The sequence below is a fragment of the Cognatishimia sp. F0-27 genome (assembly GCF_020667845.1).
Lineage (GTDB): Bacteria > Pseudomonadota > Alphaproteobacteria > Rhodobacterales > Rhodobacteraceae > JAFMPQ01.
Genome location: NZ_JAFMPQ010000003.1, coordinates 198,583 through 222,505 on the forward strand (window position 1 = coordinate 198,583; position 23,923 = coordinate 222,505).

19 protein-coding genes are annotated in these 23,923 nt (G+C 64.4%); 16 read left to right on the plus strand and 3 right to left on the minus strand.

Features of this window, described 5'->3' with window-relative positions; genetic code table 11:
• Positions 1-11 precede the first annotated feature (11 nt).
• The 10 genes from secD to hflX all read left to right on the plus strand — a co-directional run bounded on the left by secD (position 12) and on the right by hflX (position 9,438).
• Positions 12-1,673, plus strand: coding sequence for a protein translocase subunit SecD (gene secD, locus J1C49_RS03175; RefSeq protein ID WP_227444349.1), 1,662 nt, complete (start codon positions 12-14; stop codon positions 1,671-1,673).
• A 1-nt stretch (position 1,674) separates the two neighbouring features.
• Positions 1,675-2,649 (plus strand): protein translocase subunit SecF, encoded by a 975-nt coding sequence (gene secF, locus J1C49_RS03180; protein WP_227444350.1) that lies wholly within the window; start codon positions 1,675-1,677, stop codon positions 2,647-2,649.
• 26 nt (positions 2,650-2,675) lie between these two features.
• The gene (locus tag J1C49_RS03185) at positions 2,676-3,428 is read left to right on the plus strand and encodes a sulfite exporter TauE/SafE family protein (protein WP_227444351.1); all 753 of its coding nucleotides are present in this window, start codon (positions 2,676-2,678) and stop codon (positions 3,426-3,428) included.
• 28 nt (positions 3,429-3,456) lie between these two features.
• Positions 3,457-3,810, plus strand: coding sequence for an Mth938-like domain-containing protein (locus J1C49_RS03190; RefSeq protein WP_227444352.1), 354 nt, complete (start codon positions 3,457-3,459; stop codon positions 3,808-3,810).
• Between the two features lie 111 nt (positions 3,811-3,921).
• Entirely contained in the window at positions 3,922-4,314 is a 393-nt protein-coding gene (locus J1C49_RS03195) for a DUF1801 domain-containing protein (RefSeq protein ID WP_227444353.1), read from the plus strand.
• A gap of 43 nt (positions 4,315-4,357) precedes the next feature.
• Positions 4,358-4,741: a glyoxalase/bleomycin resistance/extradiol dioxygenase family protein gene (locus tag J1C49_RS03200; RefSeq protein WP_227444354.1), complete on the plus strand. Its 384-nt coding sequence runs from the start codon at positions 4,358-4,360 to the stop codon at positions 4,739-4,741.
• A 93-nt stretch (positions 4,742-4,834) separates the two neighbouring features.
• Entirely contained in the window at positions 4,835-6,211 is a 1,377-nt protein-coding gene (gene trkA, locus J1C49_RS03205; RefSeq protein ID WP_227444355.1) for a Trk system potassium transporter TrkA, read from the plus strand.
• A gap of 11 nt (positions 6,212-6,222) precedes the next feature.
• Complete coding sequence (locus J1C49_RS03210) at positions 6,223-7,737, plus strand: TrkH family potassium uptake protein (protein WP_227444356.1); 1,515 nt, start codon at positions 6,223-6,225, stop codon at positions 7,735-7,737.
• Between the two features lie 190 nt (positions 7,738-7,927).
• Positions 7,928-8,167 carry an RNA chaperone Hfq gene (hfq, locus tag J1C49_RS03215; protein ID WP_227444357.1) on the plus strand — a complete coding sequence of 80 codons (240 nt, stop codon included), beginning with the start codon at positions 7,928-7,930 and terminating at the stop codon, positions 8,165-8,167.
• The gene (gene hflX / locus J1C49_RS03220; RefSeq protein ID WP_227444358.1) at positions 8,164-9,438 is read left to right on the plus strand and encodes a GTPase HflX; all 1,275 of its coding nucleotides are present in this window, start codon (positions 8,164-8,166) and stop codon (positions 9,436-9,438) included. Before hfq ends, hflX begins: the two co-directional genes overlap by 4 nt.
• A 158-nt stretch (positions 9,439-9,596) precedes the next feature.
• Here the strand turns inward: hflX and J1C49_RS03225 are convergent, their stop codons facing one another.
• Positions 9,597-12,056, minus strand: coding sequence for a penicillin acylase family protein (locus tag J1C49_RS03225; RefSeq protein ID WP_227444359.1), 2,460 nt, complete (start codon positions 12,054-12,056; stop codon positions 9,597-9,599).
• 178 nt (positions 12,057-12,234) lie between these two features.
• Between J1C49_RS03225 and J1C49_RS03230 the strand changes: the two genes are divergently transcribed.
• Complete coding sequence (locus J1C49_RS03230; RefSeq protein ID WP_227444360.1) at positions 12,235-13,107, plus strand: NAD(P)-dependent oxidoreductase; 873 nt, start codon at positions 12,235-12,237, stop codon at positions 13,105-13,107.
• Positions 13,108-13,281: 174 nt separating this feature from the next.
• On the opposite strand, the gene J1C49_RS03235 is transcribed toward J1C49_RS03230, so the two are convergent.
• Positions 13,282-14,688: a hypothetical protein gene (locus J1C49_RS03235; protein WP_227444361.1), complete on the minus strand. Its 1,407-nt coding sequence runs from the start codon at positions 14,686-14,688 to the stop codon at positions 13,282-13,284.
• Between the two features lie 913 nt (positions 14,689-15,601).
• Here J1C49_RS03235 and J1C49_RS03240 point away from each other — a divergent pair.
• Positions 15,602-18,775, plus strand: a complete 3,174-nt coding sequence (locus J1C49_RS03240) for an Rne/Rng family ribonuclease (RefSeq protein WP_227444362.1) — start codon at positions 15,602-15,604, stop codon at positions 18,773-18,775.
• Between the two features lie 146 nt (positions 18,776-18,921).
• Here J1C49_RS03240 and J1C49_RS03245 read toward each other — a convergent pair whose 3' ends face one another.
• Positions 18,922-19,149, minus strand: coding sequence for a sulfurtransferase TusA family protein (locus J1C49_RS03245; protein ID WP_227444363.1), 228 nt, complete (start codon positions 19,147-19,149; stop codon positions 18,922-18,924).
• Between the two features lie 92 nt (positions 19,150-19,241).
• Between J1C49_RS03245 and J1C49_RS03250 the strand changes: the two genes are divergently transcribed.
• The 4 genes from J1C49_RS03250 (at position 19,242) to J1C49_RS03265 (ending at position 23,813) form a co-directional block, all read left to right on the plus strand.
• Positions 19,242-19,994, plus strand: a complete 753-nt coding sequence (locus J1C49_RS03250) for a cytochrome c biogenesis CcdA family protein (RefSeq protein WP_227444364.1) — start codon at positions 19,242-19,244, stop codon at positions 19,992-19,994.
• Positions 19,995-20,149: 155 nt separating this feature from the next.
• Positions 20,150-21,406: a hypothetical protein gene (locus J1C49_RS03255; RefSeq protein ID WP_227444365.1), complete on the plus strand. Its 1,257-nt coding sequence runs from the start codon at positions 20,150-20,152 to the stop codon at positions 21,404-21,406.
• Positions 21,403-22,764 carry a cytochrome P450 gene (locus J1C49_RS03260; RefSeq protein WP_227444366.1) on the plus strand — a complete coding sequence of 454 codons (1,362 nt, stop codon included), beginning with the start codon at positions 21,403-21,405 and terminating at the stop codon, positions 22,762-22,764. Before J1C49_RS03255 ends, J1C49_RS03260 begins: the two co-directional genes overlap by 4 nt.
• 152 nt (positions 22,765-22,916) lie before the next feature.
• On the plus strand, positions 22,917-23,813 hold the full coding sequence (locus J1C49_RS03265) for a fructose bisphosphate aldolase (protein WP_227444367.1): 897 nt from the start codon (positions 22,917-22,919) through the stop codon (positions 23,811-23,813).
• The last annotated feature ends 110 nt before the right edge of the window (positions 23,814-23,923 follow it).

The window sequence follows — 23,923 nt, forward strand, 5'->3', positions numbered from 1 at the left end:
GCCGTTCTCCCATGTTGCAGATCGACGCCTGGAAACGCATCACGATCTGGCTCACCCTTCTGGTGGGTCTGACGCTTGCGATGCCGAATGCCTTTTACACCCGCGTCGAGACGTATAACGATGCGATGCAGGCCATTGAACTTGGCGCCGACACGACAGAAAATCGTGACGCGGCAAGCGTTTGGCCGGATTTCCTGCCATCCGGTCTGGTCAATCTCGGCCTCGATCTGCGCGGTGGTGCGCATCTGCTTGCCGAGGTCCAGCTCGACGATGTCTATGCCGCGCGCATGGACTCGCTCTGGCCCGACGTGCGCGACGTTCTGCGCCCCGAGCGCGCCACGGTCGGCACGATCCGCCTGCAACCCTCCGAACCCGGCACGCTGCGTGTGCGCATCTCCGAAGAGGCGGGCATGGCGCGCGCGCTGGAGCTGGTGCGCGGGCTGGCCCAGCCGGTCGTGACGCTGACCGGTGTCGGCGCGCAAGATCTCGATGTGAGCGGCGACGGCAATGACATCATCGTGCAACTGTCGGAAGAGGAAAAGCGCGCCACCGACGAACGCACGATGCAGCAAAGCCTTGAAATCATTCGCAGAAGAATCGACGAGGTTGGCACGCGGGAGCCCACGATCCAGCGGCAGGGCGCTGATCGCATCCTGATCCAGGTGCCCGGCATCGGCTCCGCGGCCGAGCTCAAGGAGATCATCGGCACCACCGCGCAGCTGACCTTCCAGCCGGTGATCGGCCGCACCAGCGACGAGAATGACGCGCCCGGCATCGGCAATGAGCTTCTGCCGTCGATGGATGAAGAGGGCATCTTCTACATCCTCGAACAGGCCCCCGTGGTCACCGGCGAAGAGCTGGTGGATGCACAACCCAGCTTCGACCAGAACGGCCGCCCGGCGGTCAACTTCCGCTTCAACCCGTCCGGTGCGCGCGCGTTTGGCGACTACACGGCGCAGAATATCGGCAACCCCTTTGCCATCGTGCTCGACGAGGAGGTGATCTCCGCGCCGACGATCCAGAGCCATATTCCCGGCGGCTCCGGCATCATCACCGGCAACTTCACCGTCGAGGAATCGACCAACCTCGCCGTGCTGCTGCGCGCCGGCGCACTGCCTGCGGAGCTGAGCTTTCTCGAAGAGCGCACCATTGGCCCGGAACTGGGTCAGGACAGCATTGATGCCGGCAAGATCGCGACCATCATCGCCTTTGTCGGGGTGCTGATCTTCATGGCGCTGAGCTATGGTCTGTTTGGCCTATTTGCCAATGTGGCGCTGATCCTCAACATCGCGATGATCTTTGGCTTGCTGAGCCTTGTCGGAGCGACGCTGACGCTTCCCGGCATCGCCGGGATCGTGCTCACGGTCGGTATGGCGGTGGACGCCAACGTGCTCGTGTTCGAACGGATCCGCGAAGAACTCAAGACCGCCAAGGGCCCGGCGCGGGCCATCGAGCTTGGGTATGAAAAAGCCCTCTCGGCGATCATCGACGCCAATATCACCACCTTCATCACGGCTGTGATCCTGTATGTTATGGGCTCCGGTCCGGTGCGCGGCTTCGCCATCACGCTGGGCTTCGGCATTCTCACATCGGTGTTCACGGCGATCTTCGTCACGCGCCTGCTCATCGTGATCTGGTTCGAACGCCGCCGCCCCAAGCAGATCGAGGTCTGACATGCGTCTGAGACTGGTTCGTCAAAACACGAATTTCGACTTCTTCTCGCGCTGGCGGCTGTGGTTGGGCCTGTCTGCGCTGCTGATCGTCGTGAGCTTTGCCAGCTTCCTCTTGCAAGGGCTGAACTACGGGATCGACTTCCGCGGCGGCACCACGATCCGCACCGAAAGCACGGAGCCGGTTGATGTGGGCACCTATCGTGCCGCCCTCGAAACGCTGGCGCTGGGCGATGTGTCGATCTCCGAGGTATTCGATCCGACCTTCGGCCCGGACCAGAACGTTGCGATGATCCGCATCCAGGCGCAGGAAGGCGAAGAGGCGGTCACGGCCACCTTGATCGAAGAGGTCGGGGTTGCGCTGCAAGCGGTGGATCCCGGTCTGAAACTGCCCTTTGCCTCGGTGGAGTCGGTTGGTCCGAAAGTCTCCGGCGAGTTGATCCAGACCGCGGCCATCGCTGTCGTTCTCGCGATTGCGGCGGTTCTGATCTACATCTGGCTGCGCTTCGAATGGCAATTCGCCGTCGGTGCGGTTGTTGCGCTTGTGCATGACGTGATCCTGACCATCGGTATTTTCTCCGAACTTCAGATCAAGTTCGACCTTGCCATCATCGCCGCCCTTCTGACCATCGTGGGCTATTCGCTCAACGATACGGTGGTGGTGTTCGACCGGGTGCGCGAGAACCTGATCAAGTACAAGTCCAAGGATCTCAACGAGGTGCTCAACATCTCGATCAACGAAACGCTCAGCCGGACATTCATGACATCGGCCACGACGCTTCTTGCGCTGATCGCGCTGTTCGTGTTGGGCGGCGACGTGATCCGGGGCTTTGTCTTCGCGATGATCTGGGGCGTGATCGTCGGCACCTACAGCTCGATCTTCGTGGCCTCCGCGATCCTGTTGTGGCTTGGCGTGAAGCGCGACTGGTCCAAGCCGACCGACACGACCGGGAACCAGTTCGGCAATATCGATGCCTGATGCCGCCTGTCCGGCGATGACCTGAGATGCCTGACTGGCTGGTTCTGGCATCACAGACAGACGGGATCGGCTGGGTAGCGGCGGCGGCCTTCATGGCGGGCCTTGTGCGCGGATTTTCGGGCTTTGGCACGGCAATGGTGTTCCTGCCGGTCGCAGGGCAGTTTGTCCCGCCGGTTTGGGCGGTTGTGGTGCTTGTCATCATGGATGCCTTCGGCCCCTTGCCCAACCTGCCGCGCGCGTGGCGCGACGCCGATCTGCCGGATCTGCGCCGCTTGTTGCTGGCGACCTTCGTCATGCTGCCGCTTGGGTTGCTGGTGCTCAATGTCGTGTCGGAAGAGGTGTTTCGCAGCGTGGTCGGCGGTGTCGCGCTGCTGCTGCTGGTCTGTCTGGTGGCCGGGCTGCGCTATCGCGGGACCCTGCGCGCCTCGATGGTCTATGGCATCGGCGCGGTCGGCGGCTTTCTCGGCGGGGCTGCGGGCATGCCCGGGCCGCCGATCATCTTCTTCTACATGGCCAGCCCGCTTGGCCCCGCTACAATCCGGGGCAATACCATGCTCTATCTCTACGGGTTCGACCTGATGCTGATCGGGCTGCTGGCGCTGAGCGGGGGGCTTGTGGCGCAGGCGGTGGGGCTCGGGCTCATCATGGCGATGCCGCTGATGCTTGGAAATCTGCTCGGGGCTGCTATTTTCAGACCGGAACGGGAGCGGCTCTACCGCAGCGCGGCCTACCTGATCATCGCCGTATCGGCGCTGTCGGGTTTGCCGATCTGGGGGTGAGGCCGCTTCATCGCAAGAGACTGGACCGATGCGCATCAATGAAATCGAATTCACCGACGCGGTTCCCGTGGAAAGCTACGGGCCGGGCTTTTTCAAGGCGGGAGGGACCCAGATCGACGGTCCCATGATCATGTCGGGGGCGGGTCCGCGCGCTTGGGGCGGGCTGGAGGATCTTGACGCGCTTCTCGCGCTCGCCGGGCAGATCGACGTGCTTTTTGTCGGCATGGGCGCGGAGATCGCGCATCTGCCTGCCGGGCTGCGCAGCCGTCTTGAGGATGCGGGCCTCGGGGTCGAGGTGATGGGAAGCCCGGCGGCGTGCCGCACCTACAACGTGCTGCTGAGCGAAGGGCGCCGGATCGCCCTCGCGGTGCTGCCGGTCTGAAGCCGGTCTTCGGCCGGTCGAGGGCGGGGGCGCATGCGTTTGCGACGAAACGGCAGGCCACGCGATCCGGGACCGGAGCATCGCGCGGCAAAGCATGCTATGCTGGCGTCTATGAAACCGACGACCATTGATGCCTTTCACGCGGCTCTGCCGCCTGAAGACCGGGTGATCTGTGACCGGCTCAGGGCGATCATCGACGGCGCGTTGCCGGATGCGCAGAGCAAGATCTGGCACGCGCATCCCGTGTGGTTCCTGTCCGGCAATCCGATCGTCGGTTATGGGCGGCTGAAATCCGGCCCGCGGCTGTTGTTCTGGAGCGGCCAGTCTTTCGAGACGGCCGGTCTTGTCCCCTCGGGGCGCTTCAAGGCGGCGGAAATCCGGTATGGCTCCGCTGCCGCGATCAAGGCGGACAGGCTCGAGGCGTGGCTGGACGAGGCGCGCCGGATCCAGTGGGACTACAAGAACATCGTCAAGCGCAAGGGCCAGCTCCTGCGTCTTGTCTGACCGCGTCGAAGCTGGCGGGGACACCGAACAAGGAGGCGTCTGCATGGCCTACAAACCCCAAGGATACACCGATCTTTCGCCCTACCTGCTCGTCAAGGATGCAGAAGCCGTCCTGCAATTCTGCGAGACGGTCTTTGGCGCGACCCGGCTGCGCGTGTTTCCATCCGAGCAGGGCGGCATCCTGCATGCGGAATGCCGGATCGGCGATACGGTCATCATGATGGGGGAGGCCGAGGGGCCTGCTGCCATGCTGCATCTCTACCTCGCCGATCCCGACAGCGCGTTCGACGGTGCGCTGGCCGCCGGTGCGACGGTGCTGCAACCGATGATGGAGAAGGGTGACGGCGACCGGCGCGGCGGAATACGGGCGCCGGATGGCACGCAATGGTATCTTGCCCGCCAGATCGGCAGCGCCCCCGAGGCGTGACGGCGCGGGCCATGCCGCATGCACGGCACCGTTGACCATGCCCGCCGCGCGTGTCATGCCGGGCGGACCGTGATCGCGGGATGAGGGCAATTCATGAAGGTCATCATTTGCGGAGCAGGGCAGGTCGGCTGGCAGATTGCGCGCCACCTGTCGGGCGAGCGCAACGACGTGACGGTGGTCGACAACAACCCCGATCTGGTGCGGCGTGCCACCGATACGCTGGACGTTCAGGGGATCGCGGGGTTTGCCTCTTACCCGGATGTGCTCGACAAGGCCGGGGCGCGGGATGCCGACATGGTGATCGCCGCCACGCATTCGGACGAGGTGAACATGGTCACCTGCCAGGTTGCACACTCCGTGTTTGACGTGCCGCGCAAGATCGCGCGCCTGCGCGCGCAAAGCTACCTGACGGCGATCTATTCCGATCTCTACCGCCGCGACCACATGCCGATCGACGTGGTGATCAGCCCCGAGAAAGAAGTCGCCGAGGCCGCGCTGCAGAGGCTTTCGGCGCCCGCCGCCTTTGATACCGAGCGGTTCTTTGAAGGGGCCGCCCAGCTTCTGGGCCTGACCATCGACGAAGACTGCCCTGTGGTGAACACGCCGCTGCGGCAGCTGACAGACCTCTTTTCCACCCTGCGCAGCGTCGTGGTCGGTGTGCGGCGCGACGGCAAGCTCTTCGCCCCCGAAGCGCGCGACCAGCTGTTTGTCGGCGATGCCTGTTACGTGGTGGTCCATGCCGATGACATCCGCCGCACGATGGAGATTTTTGGCAAGACCGTGCGCAAGCAGGAGCGCGTGGTGCTTGTGGGCGGCGGAAATGTCGGGCTTGCGGTGGCCCATGCGCTGGAAAAAGGTCCGACGCGCATCCGCGCCAAGGTCATCGAAAAGAGCCGGCGCTGTGCGGAGTTGGCCGCCGAGGCGCTGGAGCGCACGATTGTGCTGCATGGCGACGGGCTGGACACGAACCTGTTGCAGGAAGCCGGGATTTCCCGGGCCGATGCCGCACTTTGCGTGACCGATGACGACAAGACCAACTTGCTCGCGGCGGTGCGCGCCAAGGCCGCCGGCTGCCCGATGGCCATTGCCCTCGTAAACGACCCGACGCTGGTTCCGCTGATGGAGCCACTCGGGATCGACGCCTATATCAATCCGCGGGCCACCACGGTCTCGTCGATCCTGCGCCACATCCGTCATGGGCGGGTGCGCGCGGTCTATTCCATCGGAGACGCAGAGGCCGAAGTGATCGAGGCCGAAGTGCTCTCGACCTCGCCGCTCGCGGGGCAGACGATCCGCGAAATCGACTTTCCCGAAGGGGTGCTCGTGGGGGCCGTCCGACGTGGTGAAAAGGTGATGAAACCGACCGGCGGGATGCGCATCGAAGAGGGTGACCAGGTGGTGATCTTCTCGCTGGCCGAGGATGTCCCCGAAGTAGAGCGCCTGCTGCAAGTCTCTATTGATTTCTTCTGAGGGCGCGCCTGATGTCGATGATCTCGCGCCTGCCGATCTTCTTGCTGATGATGGGCGCCGTGTCGGCCTCGATGGCCATCCCGGCGATCTTCGCGCTGGTCATCGAGGATCACTCGGACGCGCGCGCGTTTTTCTATTCCGGCATCGTCGGCGGCACGCTGACGACGCTGGCGGCGGTGGCGCTGGCCAATCGCGAGCATAACCAGAGCCCGCTGCGCCAGCTTCTGGCGCTGTTGGCGGCCTTCGTGTTCCTGCCCGTGCTGATGGCCGTTCCGTTCTGGGAAGCGGTGCGCACCACCACGTTCCTGTCCGCGTATTTCGAGATGGTCTCGTCCTTTACCACCACCGGCGTCACCCTGTTCGACAATGCGCGCCTGTCGGGTCCGGAGCATCTCTGGCGTGCACAGGTGGGATGGATGGGCGGCTTGGTGATGTGGGTTGCGGCGGCGGCCATCATGGCGCCGCTGGCGCTTGGCGGCTTCGAGATCACCGCGCGCGGCGAGCCGGGCCAGCCCGTGGTCGGGGGGGCCGGGATGAACGAAAAGAGCGACCCCGGCCTGCGGGTGTGGCGCTCGGTGATCGCGCTTGCGCCGGTCTATACGGGGCTCACGGGCGCGCTTTGTATCATGCTTCTGGTCGCCGGGGATCCCCCGCTGACAGCGGTCAGTCTCGCCATGTCGGTCATGGCAACCTCGGGCATCGCGCCGGATGGCGCCGTGCTCGGCAGCGCAAGCGGTCTCGCAGGCGAGATGATCCTGTTCTGCTTCTTGTTCTTTGCGCTGTCGCGGGTGACCTTCTCCTCCGATACCAGCGTGATCCGCGAAACACGGCTGCTGCACGACCCCGAATTTCGCCTTGGCGTGCTGATCGTGCTCGTGGTGCCGGTCGCGCTGTTTATGCGTCATTGGTGGGCGTCCTTCGACGTGGGCCAGGAAGAGAACCTCGCTCAGGGACTGCGGGCGTTCTGGGGCGCGCTCTTCACGGCGCTGAGCTACCTGTCGACCACCGGGTTTGTCTCTGCCGACTGGCAGACCGCGCAGAATTGGTCCGGCCTCTCGACACCGGGGCTGATCCTCATGGGGCTGGCTCTGCTCGGGGGAGGGGTGGCGACAACCGCCGGTGGCGTCAAGCTGATGCGCGTCTACGCTCTGGGCCTGAACGCAAACCGCGAAGTCGAGCGGTTGATCCATCCCAGCTCGGTCGGGCGGTCGCGCATCGTCTCCCGTCGCACGCGGCGCGAAGGCGCGTTTATCGCCTGGGTGTTCTTCATGCTCTTTGCGCTTTCGCTGGCGGCGTTTGCGGTCGGGCTTGGCGCGTTCAACGTCCCCTTCGAGCCCGCGCTGGTACTCACGATCGCCGCGTTGACAAATACCGGACCCTTGGTCGAAATGGCATCCGCCACCACCATAGACCTGATCGCGCTGGCACCCGGCGCCAAGCTGGCCCTGTGTGGCGGGATGATCCTGGGGCGGCTCGAATTGCTGGCAATCATCGTGATGTTGAGCCCCGAGGTCTGGCGCGACTGATTGACCGGGGGTGACAATCTGTCAGTCAATTGCTGTCTGCCTAGATTGACATTGGGCAAAAAGCCTGAAATTTCATCTGGAAATTCCATGTCTTGCGCCCCATACTCTTTCGGACGCGGAGCTGCGCACAGCAGTTCGGTCAGTGAATTGACGCTTTAGACAAGACACATAAAACAAAAGGCAACGGCCAATGGCTTCGGACAGACAGAACCTGCAGGACGCATTTCTCAACCATGTGCGCAAGACGAAGGTGCCGGTCACGGTCTTTCTGATCAATGGTGTGAAGCTGCAGGGGGTGATCACCTGGTTCGACAATTTCTGTGTCCTGCTGCGTCGCGATGGCCAGTCCCAGCTTGTGTACAAGCATGCGATTTCGACGATCATGCCGTCGCAACCGATCAACCTCTACGACGGTGAAGAAGGCTCTTGAACGAGCACGACACGCCTTTAACCCGCGCCTGGGTTCTGCATCCCGATATCAAGTCCGACCGCGCCCGACGCGACGCAGCGCCGGCGCTTGAAGAGGCCGTGTCGCTGGCCAAGGCGCTGCCCGACCTTGACGTGGTCGGCGCTGAGGTCGTGCCCCTGCCGCGCCCGCATCCGGGCATGTTGTTCGGCTCCGGCAAGATCGAAGAGCTTGAAAGCCGGCTGAAAGCGGCTGATGTGGAACTGGTGCTTGTGGACGGCCCCGTCACCCCGGTCCAGCAACGCAATCTTGAGAAGGCATGGAAGGTCAAGCTGCTGGACCGTGCCGGGCTGATCCTGGAAATCTTTTCCGACCGCGCCGCCACCCGGGAAGGCGTGCTGCAGGTGGAGATGGCTGCGCTGAGCTACCAACGCACCCGCCTCGTGCGCGCCTGGACCCATCTCGAACGGCAGCGCGGCGGGCTTGGCTTCGTCGGGGGGCCGGGCGAAACCCAGATCGAGGCCGACCGGCGTGCCATCGACGAACAGCTCGTGCGGCTGCGCCGTCAACTCGACAAGGTGGTCAAGACCCGCGACCTGCACCGCAAGGCCCGGGCCAAGGTGCCGTTTCCGATCGTCGCGCTGGTGGGGTACACCAACGCCGGCAAATCGACGCTGTTCAATCGGCTGACCGGGGCCGAGGTGATGGCCAAGGACATGCTCTTCGCAACCCTCGATCCGACCATGCGGCAGGTGGCGCTGCCCACCGGCGCCGACGTGATCCTGTCCGATACGGTGGGCTTCATTTCGGATCTGCCCACGGAACTGGTCGCCGCCTTCCGGGCCACGCTCGAAGAGGTTCTGGCGGCGGATGTCATTGTGCATGTGCGCGATATCAGCCACGCCGACACCGAAGGTCAGGCCGAGGATGTGCGCAACATTCTCGCCTCTCTGGGGGTGCTTGACGAAACCCCGCAGATCGAGCTCTGGAACAAGATCGACCAACTCGCGCCGGAGGATCTGCAAGCCGCGGAGGCCCGCGCCGCACGCGATGAGGCGATCTTTGCGGTCTCCGCCCTGACCGGCGCGGGGCTGGATGCCTTCCTGCAGGCGCTGACGGCCACGCTGGGCGCCGCCAAGACCCGCGAAACCGTGACCCTGCGCTTCGACCAGGGCCGCGCGCGGGCCTGGCTGTTCGAAAAAGGCCTTGTCGAAGAAGAACGTCAGACCGAAAGCGGCTACGCGCTGGACGTGTTCTGGGGCGCGGCGGACAAGGCGCGCTTCGCAACGCTGTAATCCCCGGGCCCTGTCCGGCCGGATCTCTCTTCCCCTAGCGCTTCTTTGGGCCTGAAATATCCCGGGGAGTCGCAGCTTTGCTGCGACGGGGCAGAGCCCCAAATCCATCATGAAAACGCCCCGCCGGCAGCGCTGAGATCGGGGGGGGGGCCGCGATGTCAGGGTTTTGTCAGCCGGGTAATGCCGACGGATGCCGCGCGCGCCAGGCCGATATCGAGCGACATGGGCACATATTCGCCGCGCCGCCACAGCTGACCCAGATCGTCGTAATGCCGCGACAGGAAATGCCCCGACTGCCCGGTTGCGGTGATGAACACGGAACTGTCCGGGTCATTGAAATCATAGACCCCGCGATAGCCCGCACCATGCACATTGTGGAACGGCGTCGGATCCCGCCCCGAGCTGCGCCCGCGCTGCAAGGTGTGATCGCCGCCCGACGTGCTCTGGCGGATATTGACGAAATACCGCAAGACCGGCACCTCGCCGAGGATCGGGTGATCGTGGGTCGCCTGGTGCGCATCGCCCCAGCGCAGCGATTCCAGCGCCGTGCCATAGTTTTCGTCGATCCACAAAAGCGCATCGTCGAGCGCCATGCGCGCAATGTCCGAACAGCTCTCGGTCAGGGTCGAGCGCGCGATGTCACACCACGCCTCCGCGCCGCCCACGCCACGAAACACCCGCTCGATGAAAAGCGGCTCGACGTGCACAAACGCGTCTGCAAGCGGCCCGAGATCGTCGCGGATCAGCCGCTCCTGCACCGCGCGCATCCACGCCGCATAGATCAGCGGCTCGGGCATGTGCTCGTTCATCTCGCCGTTCCATTCCGCCAGCAAGGCCAATGCCCGCTGGCGGGCGCGGGCGGGCGTGCCTTCGGGCGCGGCCTCTTCGGTAAACCAGAGATCGCGCCCCACAAGCGGCAACAGCGTGCGCGCCGCCTGGCTGACCGTGTCGAGCTGGGCTTCGATGAAGCTGTCACGGGTATGGACCTCGCGCCCCTGCATCATCGCCGTCCAGCGCTGCACGCGCTGGCTGTCACCCCAATCAAAGCTCACATGCATCGGGAAGGGGCGGTCCACCACCTTGTTGTTGGTGTTGCCCACGATCCCGCCGGGCGGCGACACGAATTCGGGATTGGCCGAGAATGGCAGCATGCCCTGCCATCGGTTCGCCTCGACCCATCCCGGCGCGGGCAGGCGGCCACGCGTCTCGTGTCCCGGGTCGCGCCGGGGCATGGCGCCCACGGTCTTCATCGCGATGCCGGCTTCGTCGATCATCACAAGGTTCTGTGACGGGGCGATATAGGCCCGCGCGGCATCGAACCCCTCTTCGATCGATTTCGCGGTCATCAGGGCGATGGCACCGGTGATCGAGGTGTCGGCATCCGAAAGCGCGGTCCAGGACAGCGCCATCACATGGCCGGGCGGCGTGATCGCACCGAGGTTATAGACCGACCGGGGCAGGACCGGGCCGTTCTGGGTCCATCGCAGCGTGATGGTGATCGGCTGGGCATCCTTGATCTGGATGATCGACTTGCGCGTCTCGAAGGGCCGCGTGCCATCGGCGGTGCGATAGCGTTCGGGGTTGTCCGGATCGAGCTGTTCGAGAAACAGGTCCTGATCGTCGAGATAGCTGGAGGTCAGCCCCCACGCCAGCGCCTCGCTGCGGCCGACCATGATCGCGGGAATGCCGGGAATTCCCGCGCCGACCACACCGCCGCTCTGAAGTTCCAGCCGGGCAAGATACCACGGTGTCGGCGCGGCAAAACCCAGATGCGGATCATTGGCCAGCAGCGTCCCGCCGCCCGCGGACCGATCCGGCGAGGCGGCCCAGGCGTTGGATGCCCCGGCAAGCCCGCGCGGCGGCACCGGGTTGAGAAAGGCTTGCCGGGTCCGGGTTTCGGTGTAGCGCGGCAGCCCCGGCGCGAGCTGTGCGTATTCCGGCAGGGCGGCCACGCCGGGGCCCGGAAGATCCGGCAACAGATCGGAGAGCCGCGTCGGGTCGTCCAGCGCCAGCGACACCCGCGCCCGCAACACCTCTTCGGTCAGGTGACCGGAAAGCTGGAGCGCCATGAGCTTGACCAGTGCGATGCTGTCAGCCGGTTGCCACGGCGAGATCGGCGCGTTGAACAGGAAGAATTCCGGCGCACCCCGCCCGAGGCTCTGGGCATTGATTTCCTCGATTCGCGCATTGACCCCGGCGGCATAGCTTTCGAGCGCATCGAGCGTTGCGGCGTCCTGCGCCTCGACCGACCGCACCGACAGCGGGTAGAGGTCCAGCCGGCGCAAGAGCGTGTCGGTCTCGACCGTCCGCGCGCCGAACACCTCGCTCAGCCGGCCCTGCACCGTGCGGCGCAGCAAGAGCATCTGCCAGAGCCTGTCCTGCGCATGGACGTATCCAAGCCCGAAAAACGCATCGCGATCCGACAGCGCCATGATGTGGGGCACCGCGTGATTGTCGCGCACGATCTCGATTTCCGCCGTGGTGCCCGACACGGCGAGCGTCTTGTCGTATTCCGGCAAGGATCGCGAGGCCAGGTAATAGATCAGCAGGACGCCGATCACCCCAAACACAAGCGCGGCCGAGACGAGCCGCAGAAGCCATCGAAAGAGAAGCGCCATTTTCCTCGCCTTTCGCATGCGCTAGATCCCGGGGGAAGTAGCCTGCATCCACAAGGAAGCCAAGCGCGTCTTGGCATCGCAGGCAGGCTCTGGCCGGATGCGGGCACACAAGGCTCCACCGCCGGGGATGGGTTCAAGCCGGCCACCGTGCCGGACCACAGGAGGGAAGTGAGGCGTCATGGCAAAAGTTGCGTTTTTGGGTCTGGGTGTGATGGGATACCCGATGGCCGGATATCTGGCGAAGGCGGGCCACGCGGTCACCGTCTATAACCGCACGGCCGCGAAAGCGGCGAAATGGGCCGACGAGCATGGCGGCACTCACGCGGACACCCCGCGCGCGGCGGCTGAGGGGGCGGAATTCGTGATGGCCTGCGTCGGCAACGACGACGATCTGCGCTCCGTCTGCCTGGGCGATGATGGCGCCTTTGCGGGCATGGGCGCAGGCAGCGTCTTTGTCGACCACACCACGGTTTCGTCGAAGGTGACGCATGAATTGGCCGCAACTGGTGCGGACCGGGGTATTGCCTTTGTCGACGCGCCGGTGTCGGGCGGGCAAGCGGGGGCCGAAAACGGCCAGCTTGTGGTGATGTGTGGCGGCGCGCAGGCGGCCTATGACCGCGCGGAGCCGATGATCGACGCCTATGCCAAGCTCTGCCGCCGCATCGGCGACAGCGGTGCCGGACAGATGTGCAAGATGGTCAACCAGATCTGCATTGCCGGGCTGGTGCAGGGGCTGTCCGAAGGGTTGCATTTCGCACAGAAGGCCGGGCTGGACGGGCGCGCCGTGGTCGATGTGATCGGGGGCGGGGCCGCCGGGTCGTGGCAGATGGTCAACCGTTACGAGACCATGCTCGACGACGCCTTCGAGCATGGATTCGCCGTGGACTGGATGCGCAAGGATCTTGGCATCTGCCTCGACACCGCTGACGAGGTCGGCGCGAGCCTGCCCGTGACCGCGCTGGTCGATCAGTTCTACAAGGACGTACAGAAGATGGGCGGCGCGCGCTGGGACACGTCCTCGCTGATCAAACGGCTGAATGCTTTGGGCTGAATACGCCCCGATAAAAAACCCCGAACCGGGCGGCAGGCGCCCGGTCTGAATGGGCGCACCATCCGCAGGACCCTTTGGCCAGCATTGCCAATCCGGACCGTAGGCGTGTCCGCCGCTGGCGCCAATCGTTCGTACAAAAGCGCGCGATATGCGCTTGGCGCGCGGCTTCACCCGCTAAAAAACAAAAGCGTCCGCGTCGATCACGCCGGATGGCGCAACAAGCAGAATGTCCGCATCCGAAATCTTGTCACCGTTGTAATCAATCGACACACGCGTGAGAGCAGCGCCGCTGCGTTCGATTTCCTCAGTCACACGAACATCGCCATTCGCGCCGCCGAACGTCTCTCCGGTGAAGCGCAGCGATTGGTTGCCGCCGACATGCACATTGCCGTCGACAAAAAACAGATTGATCAGATCGCCCTCCGCTACATTGAAATCCGCAATTTTGTCTACGTTGTGTGCGCCAGCGACGAGATCTTCGTTGCCCAGAAATACGAACTGGTCTGCGCCCGGCCCTCCGATCATTCGGTCGTGACCCGGGCCCCCCGCAAGGAAATCGTCGCCCACACCGCCCACCAGAATGTCATTACCGCCCGCCTCGCCATAAAGCCGGTCATCCCCGTCCGACCCGAGCAGAGTATCCGGTCCGCCGCCACCGAGAATGCTGTCATCGCCACCGCTGCCATTGAGCCGGTTGGGGGCATCGTCGCCGTGGATCGTGTCGTTCCATGCGCTGCCAAAGACATTCTCGATATCGATCAAAGTGTCAGTCCCGCCGCCGCCCGTGGCGGTGCCAGCCGCAAGATCGACATGCGCCGCCGATGCCTGTCTGACAAACAGGGCAATATCGACGCCGCTGTCGCCATCGAGCCGGTCATTGCCCGGACCGCCAATCAGCGTGTCGTCATCCGCACCGCCGCGCAGCCAGTCATTGCCGCTATACCCGTCGAGCCGGTCATTGCCGGCGCTGCCCGATACGGTGTCCGAGCCCGCGCCGCCAAGGACGTGGTCGTTGCCGTCATCGCCGATGACCAGATCGCGCCCGCCATTGCCAAAGAGCGTGTCATCGCCGGTGCCGCCCCTGACCGTATCGTCGCCAAGGCTCCCATAGATATGGTCGTGCCCGCCACCGCCCTCCATGTCGTTGCCAAACCAATCGCCAACAAAACGGTCGTCCACGGCGTCATCACCGATGAACGGATTGGCGAAGGCCGTAAATCCGGGCGTTTCGGCATACGCGACATGGTAACTCAGATCGGTCAGGGCGGAGCCCCGCCATCCCATGAAGCTTTCAGTCCCGGCGGTGAAAAAGACCACATCGCGGGATGCGCTGCCGACAAAGATGGACCCGCCGCCTCCCGCAAGGAAACCGTAGGTGGCATTGCCGGTGTCGTGGATCGTCATGGGCGCGCCATTGAAGGTCGCCAGCCCATTGTCCGCCATTGTGAGCAGCCCGTCGCCATCGCCGATCATGCCGGTCAGGGTGCCGAGCGGCGTCGGAACGATAAAGGGATCGCAAAAGCCGCCATCTTCGAGATCGGGCAGAGACACGGGCCGGTATGAAATCAATCCAAAAGGCACGTTGAGATCCTCTTCCTTGAATGTGTGAGATCATCCATAGCAGCCGGGCGCGGCGCCATCTTGATCTGCCTCAAGTGCTGCGGCAAATCCCGGTGCTGCGCAACCGCGTCCGTCCGGAAAAAAGAAAGACGCCTTGCGAACCGTGTGCCCATGTCCTGCGTCCTGCGTTCCGCGTGCCGGTGTCCCGCGAATTACCTGCCTGCGTTCCGCGTCCCGCGTATCGGCCCGATGATCCCGGTCGGCTCTCTCCGGTTCCGGTCCGATCCGGGCCCATGGCCCGTGCAGATCCATGCGCATGGAATGTGCATGCTTTGTGCATGGATTGTGCATCGCGCGTCGGCGCAGTGTTTGGCCCATTGCCAACCCTCGCTCCGGCGGCCCGGATCGCCCCGAAAATGCTCCGCACCCCCCCGGTTTCCGAGATATCGCGGCGCATCAAAACCTGTCCCGAACCGGCTTCGGGCGATTGGGCATTGTCATTTGGGCGTCACGCGCTTTAATGTGAGGGTGAGGAAGCCTGACCACAGGCTCCCCCGTAGAATTTCTCCGACACGTCGGGCGGGCACTGGCTGCGCTTGATCGGTTGGACAGATCGGGCCTTCGGGCCGAGAGCACATTGGATCGACTTGATCCTTGTAGAGACAGGCCAGCAAGCCGCAACTCTTGCGCGATACTGGCTTTGAACCGCGCCCGGACCGCATCTTGCGGCGGGCCAATGAGCAGGCGCCGCTCCCGTATCGGGGTGTGGGCGTCGGAGAAGAAACGCGATGAAGCGCGCATTACATTGGAGGCATGAGGCAGGGGGCAAACAGCCTCCCCATGCCCGCGCGCACGCTATCGCCCTGACAAGACACGGATTTTCAGCGCTTTTCCCGCCGGGAACAGGCGTTGTCGATCCGTGCGCATGGATCACATGGCTAAGAAAATGCTTATCGACGCCACCCACGCGGAAGAGACCCGCGTTGTGGTGGTTGACGGAAATAAGGTCGAGGAATTCGACTTTGAATCAGAAAACAAGCGCCAGCTCGCTGGCAATATTTACCTCGCAAAAGTAACCAGGGTCGAACCGTCGCTGCAGGCGGCCTTTGTCGATTATGGCGGCAACCGTCACGGGTTCCTCGCCTTCTCGGAAATCCATCCCGACTACTACCAGATCCCGATCGCGGACCGGCAGGCCCTGATGGCCGAGGAAGAGGCGCTGGCGAAGGCCGCCGCCGAGGAAGACGAGCAACCCAAGCGCACATCGCGCAGCCGGTCGCGTCGCCGCGCCCCGAAAGCGGAAACCACAAACGCCAAGGATGCGGTCGCAACGGCCGAGCCGGAAACCGAAATTTCCGGTATGGAAACCATCGACCTCTCCGAGGACGACACCGGCCTGTCCGACGAGGGCAGCTCGCCGATGGAGCGCGTCGCGGAAACGCCCGTCGAGGAGCCGCAGGACGATCAGGCGGACGACGCCCGGACCGAGACCGCGTCTGATGCAACCGACGTGGCCGAGACCGAGACCGGCGCCGCCGAGGCAGAGACGTCCGCTTCGGAAGCCGCGCCCGCGCAAGCCGACGGCGCCCAGGAGGACGACGCGTCCACCGCAGACGCCGAAAGCGCGGATCACACCGCAGAGCAATCCGCTGACACGGCTGAAGAGGCCGGCGGTGACTCGGACGACGCCGATTCGGACGAGAGCGCCGATGACGACGATGCCGAGCCGGCGCGCAGGCCGCGTCGCGGACGGCGCGGCAAGGCCGAAGCCGTCGAACGCGACGAGTCGATCGAATCTGTGGCCGATGACGATGCCGAAGAGGACATCCGCCCGCCGCGCAAACAGCGCGCGCGCAAATACAAGATCCAGGAAGTGGTCAAGGTCCGCCAGATCCTTCTGGTGCAGGTGGTCAAGGAAGAGCGCGGCAACAAGGGCGCGGCGCTGACAACCTACCTGTCCTTGGCCGGTCGCTACTGTGTGCTCATGCCCAACACCGCGCGCGGCGGCGGCATCAGCCGCAAGATCACCTCTGCCACGGACCGCTCGAAACTCAAGGCCATCGCGTCGGAGATCGACGTGCCGAAGGGCGCCGGGCTGATCATCCGCACCGCGGGCGCCAAGCGCACCAAGACAGAGATCAAGCGCGATTACGAATACCTGCAACGGCTCTGGGAGCAGATCCGCGAGCTGACGCTGAAATCCATTGCACCGGCCAAGATCTACGAGGAAGGCGACCTGATCAAACGCTCGATCCGCGACCTCTACAATCGCGAGATCGACGAGGTTCTGGTGGAAGGGGAGCGCGGATACCGCATCGCCAAGGACTTCATGAAGATGATCATGCCGTCCCACGCCAAGAACGTGCAGAACTACACCGATCCGCTACCGCTTTTCGCGCGCTACCAGGTGGAAAGCTACCTTGGCGGCATGTTCAACCCGACGGTGCAGCTCAAGTCCGGCGGCTATATCGTCATCGGCGTGACCGAGGCGCTTGTGGCCATTGACGTGAACTCGGGCCGGGCCACCAAGGAAGGTTCGATCGAGGAAACCGCGCTCAAGACAAACCTCGAAGCCGCCGAGGAAGTGGCGCGCCAGTTGCGTCTGCGCGACCTTGCCGGGCTGATCGTGATCGACTTCATCGACATGGACGAGCGCAAGAACAACGCCGCGGTCGAAAAGCGTATCAAGGACAAGCTCAAGACCGACCGCGCCCGCATTCAGGTGGGCCGGATCTCCGGTTTCGGCCTGATGGAGATGTCGCGGCAGCGTTTGCGCCCTGGCATGATCGAGGCTACGACCCAGCCATGTTCGGCCTGTCATGGCACGGGCCTGATCCGGTCGGATGACAACATGGCGTTGCAGGTGTTGCGCCAGATCGAGGAAGAGGGCACACGCCGCCGCTCCCGCGAAGTGCTGGTCAAGTGCCCGGTTTCCATTGCGAATTACCTGATGAACCAGAAGCGTGAGCATGTGGCGCAGATCGAGGCGCGCTACGGCATGGCCGTGCGGATCGAAGGCGATCCGCATCTCGTCGCGCCGGATTTCTCGATGGAGAAGTTCAAGACAGCAACGCGCCCGGTTCCCGAGGCGGCTCCGGTGGTGTCGGTCGATACGTCCTTGATGGACCAGGTGGACGAGGATGCCGCCGCAGAGGCCGCGAGCGAAGACATCGAGGTGGAGGCGGCCCAGCCCGCCGAGGAGGCGCCCGCACCCATTGCGGATGACGAAGAGAAACCCAAGAAGAAGCGCCGTCGTCGGCGGCGTCGGGGCAAGTCGCGCGATGAGAACGGGGAAGCCCGTGACGATCAGGATGGGTCCGAGACCAGCAGCGATGCGAAAACGGAGGCTGCCGAGACACCACCTGCGGACGCAAGCGAGCCGGAGACAGACGGGGTTGCGCCGGTCGCGGAGGTCGCCGAGCCGGTGACCGATCAGGCAGACAGCGTTTCCGAAGACGCTCAGGCTGATGCCGCTGGGACAGAGGAAAAGCCCAAGCCGAAGCGGCGCACCCGCACCCGGACGCGCAAGCCGAAAGCGGAGGCAGCGCCGGATGGTGACGCCGCGGAGGCTGTGGCCGAACCGGCAGACGCCACGCCGGACGCCGCCCCGGCGGCAGACGCCAAGGACGCCGCAGCGGCCGCAGACGCCAAGGATGATGCGCCCGCAGAGTCGGACGAGGAAGCGCCCAAGAAACCGCGCCGGAGCCGTAGCCGGAAACCGGCCAAGCCAGACGCGGCAGCTGTCGACGAGCCCGCCACTCCGGAGCCAGCGGCACAAGCCGAACCCGCGGCGCCGGCTGAAGCCAAAGCACCGGAAGAGCCGTCCGTCGAAACGGTCGAACAGCCCGCAGAGGAACCCGCGTCGGCACCTGCGCCCGCAGCCGAAGAGACACCCAAGCCCAAGCGCACGCGCCGCAAGGCTTCCGAGGTCATCGCTTCGGTGGTTGCCGCCGGGACCGACGTGCAGGTTGCCGAACCCGCGGTGGCCCCGGAGGTCTCAGAGCCGGAACCGGAAGCCGAGCCCGAGACCACCGCGCAAACCGCTGCGGACGACGCGACCGATGACAGCAAACCCAAGAAACGGGGCTGGTGGTCTTTGGGCCGCTAGAGCTGTCACGCCTGTGCGAATATGTGCCGCGCTTGCGGCGTGGTACGCCACATTTGAAGGCCGCTCCGGGAAATCCGGGGCGGCTTTTGATTTGACGCGTGGGGGAAGGGCCGGGACGCGCCCCGATGGGCTTTGCCCGTGCAGGCTCAGCCTTTGCGGATCACCCAATGCATGACCGCACCGTCCTCGCGCGTGTCTTCGAGCACGTGCCCGGCTTCGTTGCAGAAATGCGGCACATCCACCACGGCGGCGGGATCGTCCGTGCTCAGATGCAGCCGGTCGCCGCTTGACAGCGTGCCAAGCCGCTTGCGGGCCTTGAGAACGGGAAGCGGGCAGAGCAGCCCTGTTGCGTCGAGCGTGTTCGTATCAGTCATGCCCTTGATCTAGGCGTCCGGCGTGGCAAGGTCCACAAAGATGTGACGGCATGTCAGGTGACGTGCTGCCCCGGATGGCATAGGGGAGGGGCATGTTTGGAATCGAGATCATCGACGCGTCGCTTTTGCCCGCCATGTTCGTGGCGCTCTTGGCCGGATTCATTTCCTTCCTCAGCCCCTGCGTGCTGCCGATCGTTCCGCCCTATCTGGCCTATATGTCCGGCATGAGCGTGACCGACATGCAGTCCGACGGGCAGGCGCGCGGCCGTGTCACGCTCGCGGCGCTGTTCTTTGTGCTGGGCTTGTCGACGGTGTTTGTCCTTCTGGGGTTCACGGCCTCTTGGCTGGGCATGTTCTTTTTGCAGAACCAGGTGCTTCTCGCGCGCATATCCGGTGTGGTTGTCATCGTGTTCGGTCTGCATTTCCTCGGGATCATCCGCATTCCCTTCCTCGATCGCGAGGCCCGTATGGATGCTGGCGATGCGGGGGGATCGGCATTCGGAGCCTATATTCTCGGGCTTGCCTTTGCCTTTGGCTGGACACCGTGCATCGGGCCGCAACTGGGCGCGATCCTGTCGCTTGCGGCCACGGAGGCCTCCGTTGCACGAGGCACCACGCTTCTGGCCGTCTATGCGGCCGGGCTGGGTATCCCGTTTCTTCTGGCGGCAATGTTCCTCAGCCGGGCGATGGGGGTGATGAACCGGATCAAGCGGCACATGGTCCTGATCGAACGGATCATGGGCATCCTTCTGGTGGCCGTGGGGTTGGCGCTGGTGACGGGCGCGTTTTCGGCTTTTGCCTTCTGGCTTCTGGAGACATTCCCCGCGCTCGGCATGCTGGGGTGACAATGCGGGACGGGCCGCGAGCTGCGTCATGTGTCGCCGCGAGGGCGGACAGTCGCGCGTAGAAAGAGCCTTCCGTTAACCATTTGACATGAACTGGTCGGCCATAGTGTTGCCGGATTGGTCCTGTATGCGGGGTCATCCATCACGAGGGCGCGATGATCCAGAACGGACAGGCACAGGCTGACGTGACACGCCGACGGGTGTTTTACATACCCGGCTATGACCCTTTGCCGCCGCGCCGTTACCGCGAACTCTATCGCCGCGAGGGCGCGGAGCAGGCAAGGCTTTCCGGATACGAGATCGCCATCGCCGCCCATCCGGAAGCGGAGAATTTCGGCTGGCGGGTCGCGACCCGCATCGACGGGCGCGTGACCAAAAGCGATATCGAGGTGCTCGTCTGGTCCGATATTGTGCGTCAGTCAATGTCCGCAACCATCCCCGGAACCTACTGGCAATTGCTCCGCACCTCTTGGGAATACCTGTCATCTGGCACGCTCAAACGCCTTGTCCAGATGCGCAAGGGGCCGGTGATTGCCGCCCTCTACCCGATCGTGATGCTACTGGCGCAGCTGGTCGTCGCGCTGCTTGCAGGCTGGGGCGTCTTCGCTGCCATCGGCATGACGGCGCAGGCCGTGTCTTCCGCCCCATGGGTGCTTTGGCCGGCCACGGCGCTGGGGCTGGCCGCATGGGCCGGGGTCAGCACCGCTTTGTTGCGATGGTTCAAGGCGCAGGATGGCCGGGTCTATGCCTATTACCTGATGCATGACTATGCCTTCACGGCGCAAACGCGCGGCGCCTATCCGCCGGCTTTGGAAGCCCGCATGGCGCGATTCCGGGATCTCATCGCCAATGCCATGCATGACGGCGTCGACGAAATCCTCGTCATCGGCCACTCGTCGGGCGCGCATATTGCGGTTTCGGTGCTGGCTGATCTTGTCCGGTCCGGCAAAATGCCAGCCCGCGGCCCGCGGCTGGCGTTCCTGAGCCTCGGACAGGTGGTGCCAATGGCGTCTTTCCTGCGCGATGCAAAACGGCTGCGGGCAGATCTGCGCTTCCTGTCCGCGTCCCGGCGGCTCACCTGGGTCGATGTGACCGCGCCGGGGGACGGCGCGTGTTTTGCGCTTTGTGACCCCGTTTCCGTGTCGGGGGTGGCGCCGGCGGAGAAGCGGTGGCCCTTGGTCTTTTCGGCGCAGTTTTCCCGATCTCTGAGCGAGGAACGCCTTGCCTCTCTGCGGTGGCGCTTCTTTCGGCGGCATTTCCAGTATCTCTGTGCCTTCGACAGGCCTCTCGACTATGACTATTTCCAGATCACGGCAGGGCCGTTTTCGCTGGCCGCGCGCTATGCGGACCGTCCGCAATCCATGAGCCGGATCGACATCCCGGTGTCGAAATACACCTCGATCGCCGCATGACCGAACCCGCCTTGCCGCCGAAACCCGTCGCACGGCCCGACCGCGTGTCGCTCTGGCGCTATGGGCGGCTGTTTCGCAAGGACATCCTCTCGGCGCAGCCCGCGCGGCTCTACAGGGCCTGGATGGCGGAGTTTCGCACGCCCTTCTTTCGGTCTTTCCTCGTCAATCAGCCAGAGCTGGTGTCGGAGGTGCTCAAGGCCCGTCCGATGGATTTTCCCAAATCCGACCGGATAAGCGAGGGTCTCCGCCCGTTGCTGGGCGGCTCCGTCTTTGTGAGCAACGGCGCGGACTGGGAGCGGCAAAGGCGCATCATTGATCCGGCCTTCTCGGGCGGTCGCTTGCAGCAATGCTGGCCGCACCTGACGGCCGCGGCGGACGCGGCCGCGGCGCGCCTCGCCGGGCTCGACGGGCAATCCGTCGAGATCGAGGAAATCACCAGCCACGCCGCGGCTGACGTGATTTTCCGGGTCCTGTTTTCCATTCCCATCGAACATGCCGCCGCCGCCAAGGTCTTCCGCGCCTTTCAGTCCTATCAGCGTAGCCAGCCGATCCTGAACCTGGCCGCCTTCTTGCCGTTGCCGCGCTGGGTGCCGCGTGGCTTTTCGCGTCGCACGCGCCGGACGGCGCGCGAGATCCGCGCATTGATTGCCGCCATGGTGGACAAGCGCCGCGCCGAGATTGCCGAGGGCAAGGCGCCGGACGATCTTGCCACCAAGATCATGACCACGCCGGACCCCGAAACCGGGCGCTGCTTCACGCCCGAAGAGATGGTTGACCAGGTCGCCATCTTCTTTCTGGCGGGGCACGAAACCTCTGCCTCGGCGCTCGCCTGGGCGCTGTATTTGCTGGCCAGTGAGCCGACGTGGCAGGCGCGTCTTGTCGACGAGGCCCGCGATGTGCCGTTGGACAGGCTGTCTGCGCTCTCGCACCTGTCGCTGACGCGGGATGTGTTCCGCGAGACGTTGCGGCTCTATCCGCCGGTTCCGATGATGGTGCGCGAAGCCCGCGCGCCGGAGCGGTTTCGACAGCGGGTCGTCCCGAAAGGGGCGCAGATCGTGCTCAGCCCCTGGCATCTGCACCGGCATGAACTTCTGTGGGATGCCCCCGACGCTTTTGACCCGGGCCGCTGGCAAACGGAGGCCGCGGCCAACTCTGCCCGCAACGCCTATTTGCCGTTCTCGGCGGGGCGCCGCGTTTGCAGCGGCGCGGGCTTTGCCATGGCCGAAGGGGTGCTTCTGCTGGCGCGAATCCTGCAAGCCGTCCGCGTCGCGCCGGTGGCGGGGCGCGTGCCGGTGCCGGAGGCGCATCTCACTGTCCGGGCGCGCGACGGCATCTGGCTCACCGTGTCGCGCCGTTAGCGCCCCCAGCCGCAAGAACGGGGCTAGCGCGCGGAAACGCCGCCCAAAGTCCAAAAAGTTTAGCGTTAACAATGGATTTGCCCTCTGTCCCGGCAAAGGCACATGGTCTATGCAGAGCGCACGAGGATCACCCATCGAGGAGCTGGAACAGCATGGCAAGCGACGCATTTCAATCGATGAGCAATCAGATGGAAACCGGCGCGGGCTTCATTGCAGCGCTCGACCAGTCTGGCGGCTCCACCCCGAAGGCTCTGCGGCTCTACGGTGTCGAGGAAGATGCCTATGATGGCGACGAAGCGATGTTCGCAGAGATCCACAAGATGCGCGCGCGGATCATCACCGCGCCGGATTTCACCTCCGAGAAGGTGATCGGGGCGATCCTGTTCGAACGCACTATGCGGGGCGAGATCGACGGCAAACCGGTGGCGCGGCTCCTGTGGGAAGATCGTGGCATCGTGCCCTTTCTCAAGATCGACAAGGGTCTCGAAGACAAAGCCGATGGCGCGCAGATCATGAAGCCGATGCCCGGCCTTGAGGCGCTTCTTGCCGAGGCCAAAGACTTCGGTGTGTTCGGCACCAAGGCACGGTCGGTGATCCACGAGGCCAACGCCGCCGGCATCCGCGCGGTGGTGTCGCAGCAGTTCGACGTGGCGCGCACGGTCTGTGCCGCGGGACTTGTGCCGATCATCGAGCCGGAAGTGGATATCCATTCCGCGTCGAAGGGAGAGGCCGAGGAGATCCTCAAGGCGGAAATTCTCGCCCATCTCGATCAGCTTAAGGACGATGAAACCGTGATGCTGAAGCTCACGATCCCCAATACCGACGGGCTGTACGACGCGGTTGCGGATCATCCGCGTGTGCTTCGCGTGGTCGCGCTCTCGGGCGGCTACAGCACCGAAGAGGCCTGCACGCGCCTCGCGCGCCAGCCCAAGATGATTGCCTCGTTCAGCCGCGCGCTCACCGAAGGCCTAGCGAAACAGCAATCGGACGACGCGTTCAACGCCGCACTGGGCAGCAATATCGACAAGATCTACAACGCCTCGCTCTGATCCTTGCGCATCCACACCGACCGATGACAGGCCGGGCCGCCACGCCCGGCCTGTTTTCTTGCGCGGCCAAGGCGCCCGCGCCGGCGCAAGCCGGGGCTTCGGAAATCCCG

Coding starts and splice junctions, on each gene's coding strand:
- secD (WP_227444349.1), top strand. CDS start 12: ATGTTGCAGATCGACGCCTGGAAACGCATCACGATCTGGCTCACCCTT.
- secF (WP_227444350.1), top strand. CDS start 1,675: ATGCGTCTGAGACTGGTTCGTCAAAACACGAATTTCGACTTCTTCTCG.
- J1C49_RS03185 (WP_227444351.1), top strand. CDS start 2,676: ATGCCTGACTGGCTGGTTCTGGCATCACAGACAGACGGGATCGGCTGG.
- J1C49_RS03190 (WP_227444352.1), top strand. CDS start 3,457: ATGCGCATCAATGAAATCGAATTCACCGACGCGGTTCCCGTGGAAAGC.
- J1C49_RS03195 (WP_227444353.1), top strand. CDS start 3,922: ATGAAACCGACGACCATTGATGCCTTTCACGCGGCTCTGCCGCCTGAA.
- J1C49_RS03200 (WP_227444354.1), top strand. CDS start 4,358: ATGGCCTACAAACCCCAAGGATACACCGATCTTTCGCCCTACCTGCTC.
- trkA (WP_227444355.1), top strand. CDS start 4,835: ATGAAGGTCATCATTTGCGGAGCAGGGCAGGTCGGCTGGCAGATTGCG.
- J1C49_RS03210 (WP_227444356.1), top strand. CDS start 6,223: ATGTCGATGATCTCGCGCCTGCCGATCTTCTTGCTGATGATGGGCGCC.
- hfq (WP_227444357.1), top strand. CDS start 7,928: ATGGCTTCGGACAGACAGAACCTGCAGGACGCATTTCTCAACCATGTG.
- J1C49_RS03225 (WP_227444359.1), bottom strand. CDS start 12,056: ATGGCGCTTCTCTTTCGATGGCTTCTGCGGCTCGTCTCGGCCGCGCTT.
- J1C49_RS03230 (WP_227444360.1), top strand. CDS start 12,235: ATGGCAAAAGTTGCGTTTTTGGGTCTGGGTGTGATGGGATACCCGATG.
- J1C49_RS03240 (WP_227444362.1), top strand. CDS start 15,602: ATGGCTAAGAAAATGCTTATCGACGCCACCCACGCGGAAGAGACCCGC.
- J1C49_RS03245 (WP_227444363.1), bottom strand. CDS start 19,149: ATGACTGATACGAACACGCTCGACGCAACAGGGCTGCTCTGCCCGCTT.
- J1C49_RS03250 (WP_227444364.1), top strand. CDS start 19,242: ATGTTTGGAATCGAGATCATCGACGCGTCGCTTTTGCCCGCCATGTTC.
- J1C49_RS03255 (WP_227444365.1), top strand. CDS start 20,150: ATGATCCAGAACGGACAGGCACAGGCTGACGTGACACGCCGACGGGTG.
- J1C49_RS03260 (WP_227444366.1), top strand. CDS start 21,403: ATGACCGAACCCGCCTTGCCGCCGAAACCCGTCGCACGGCCCGACCGC.
- J1C49_RS03265 (WP_227444367.1), top strand. CDS start 22,917: ATGGCAAGCGACGCATTTCAATCGATGAGCAATCAGATGGAAACCGGC.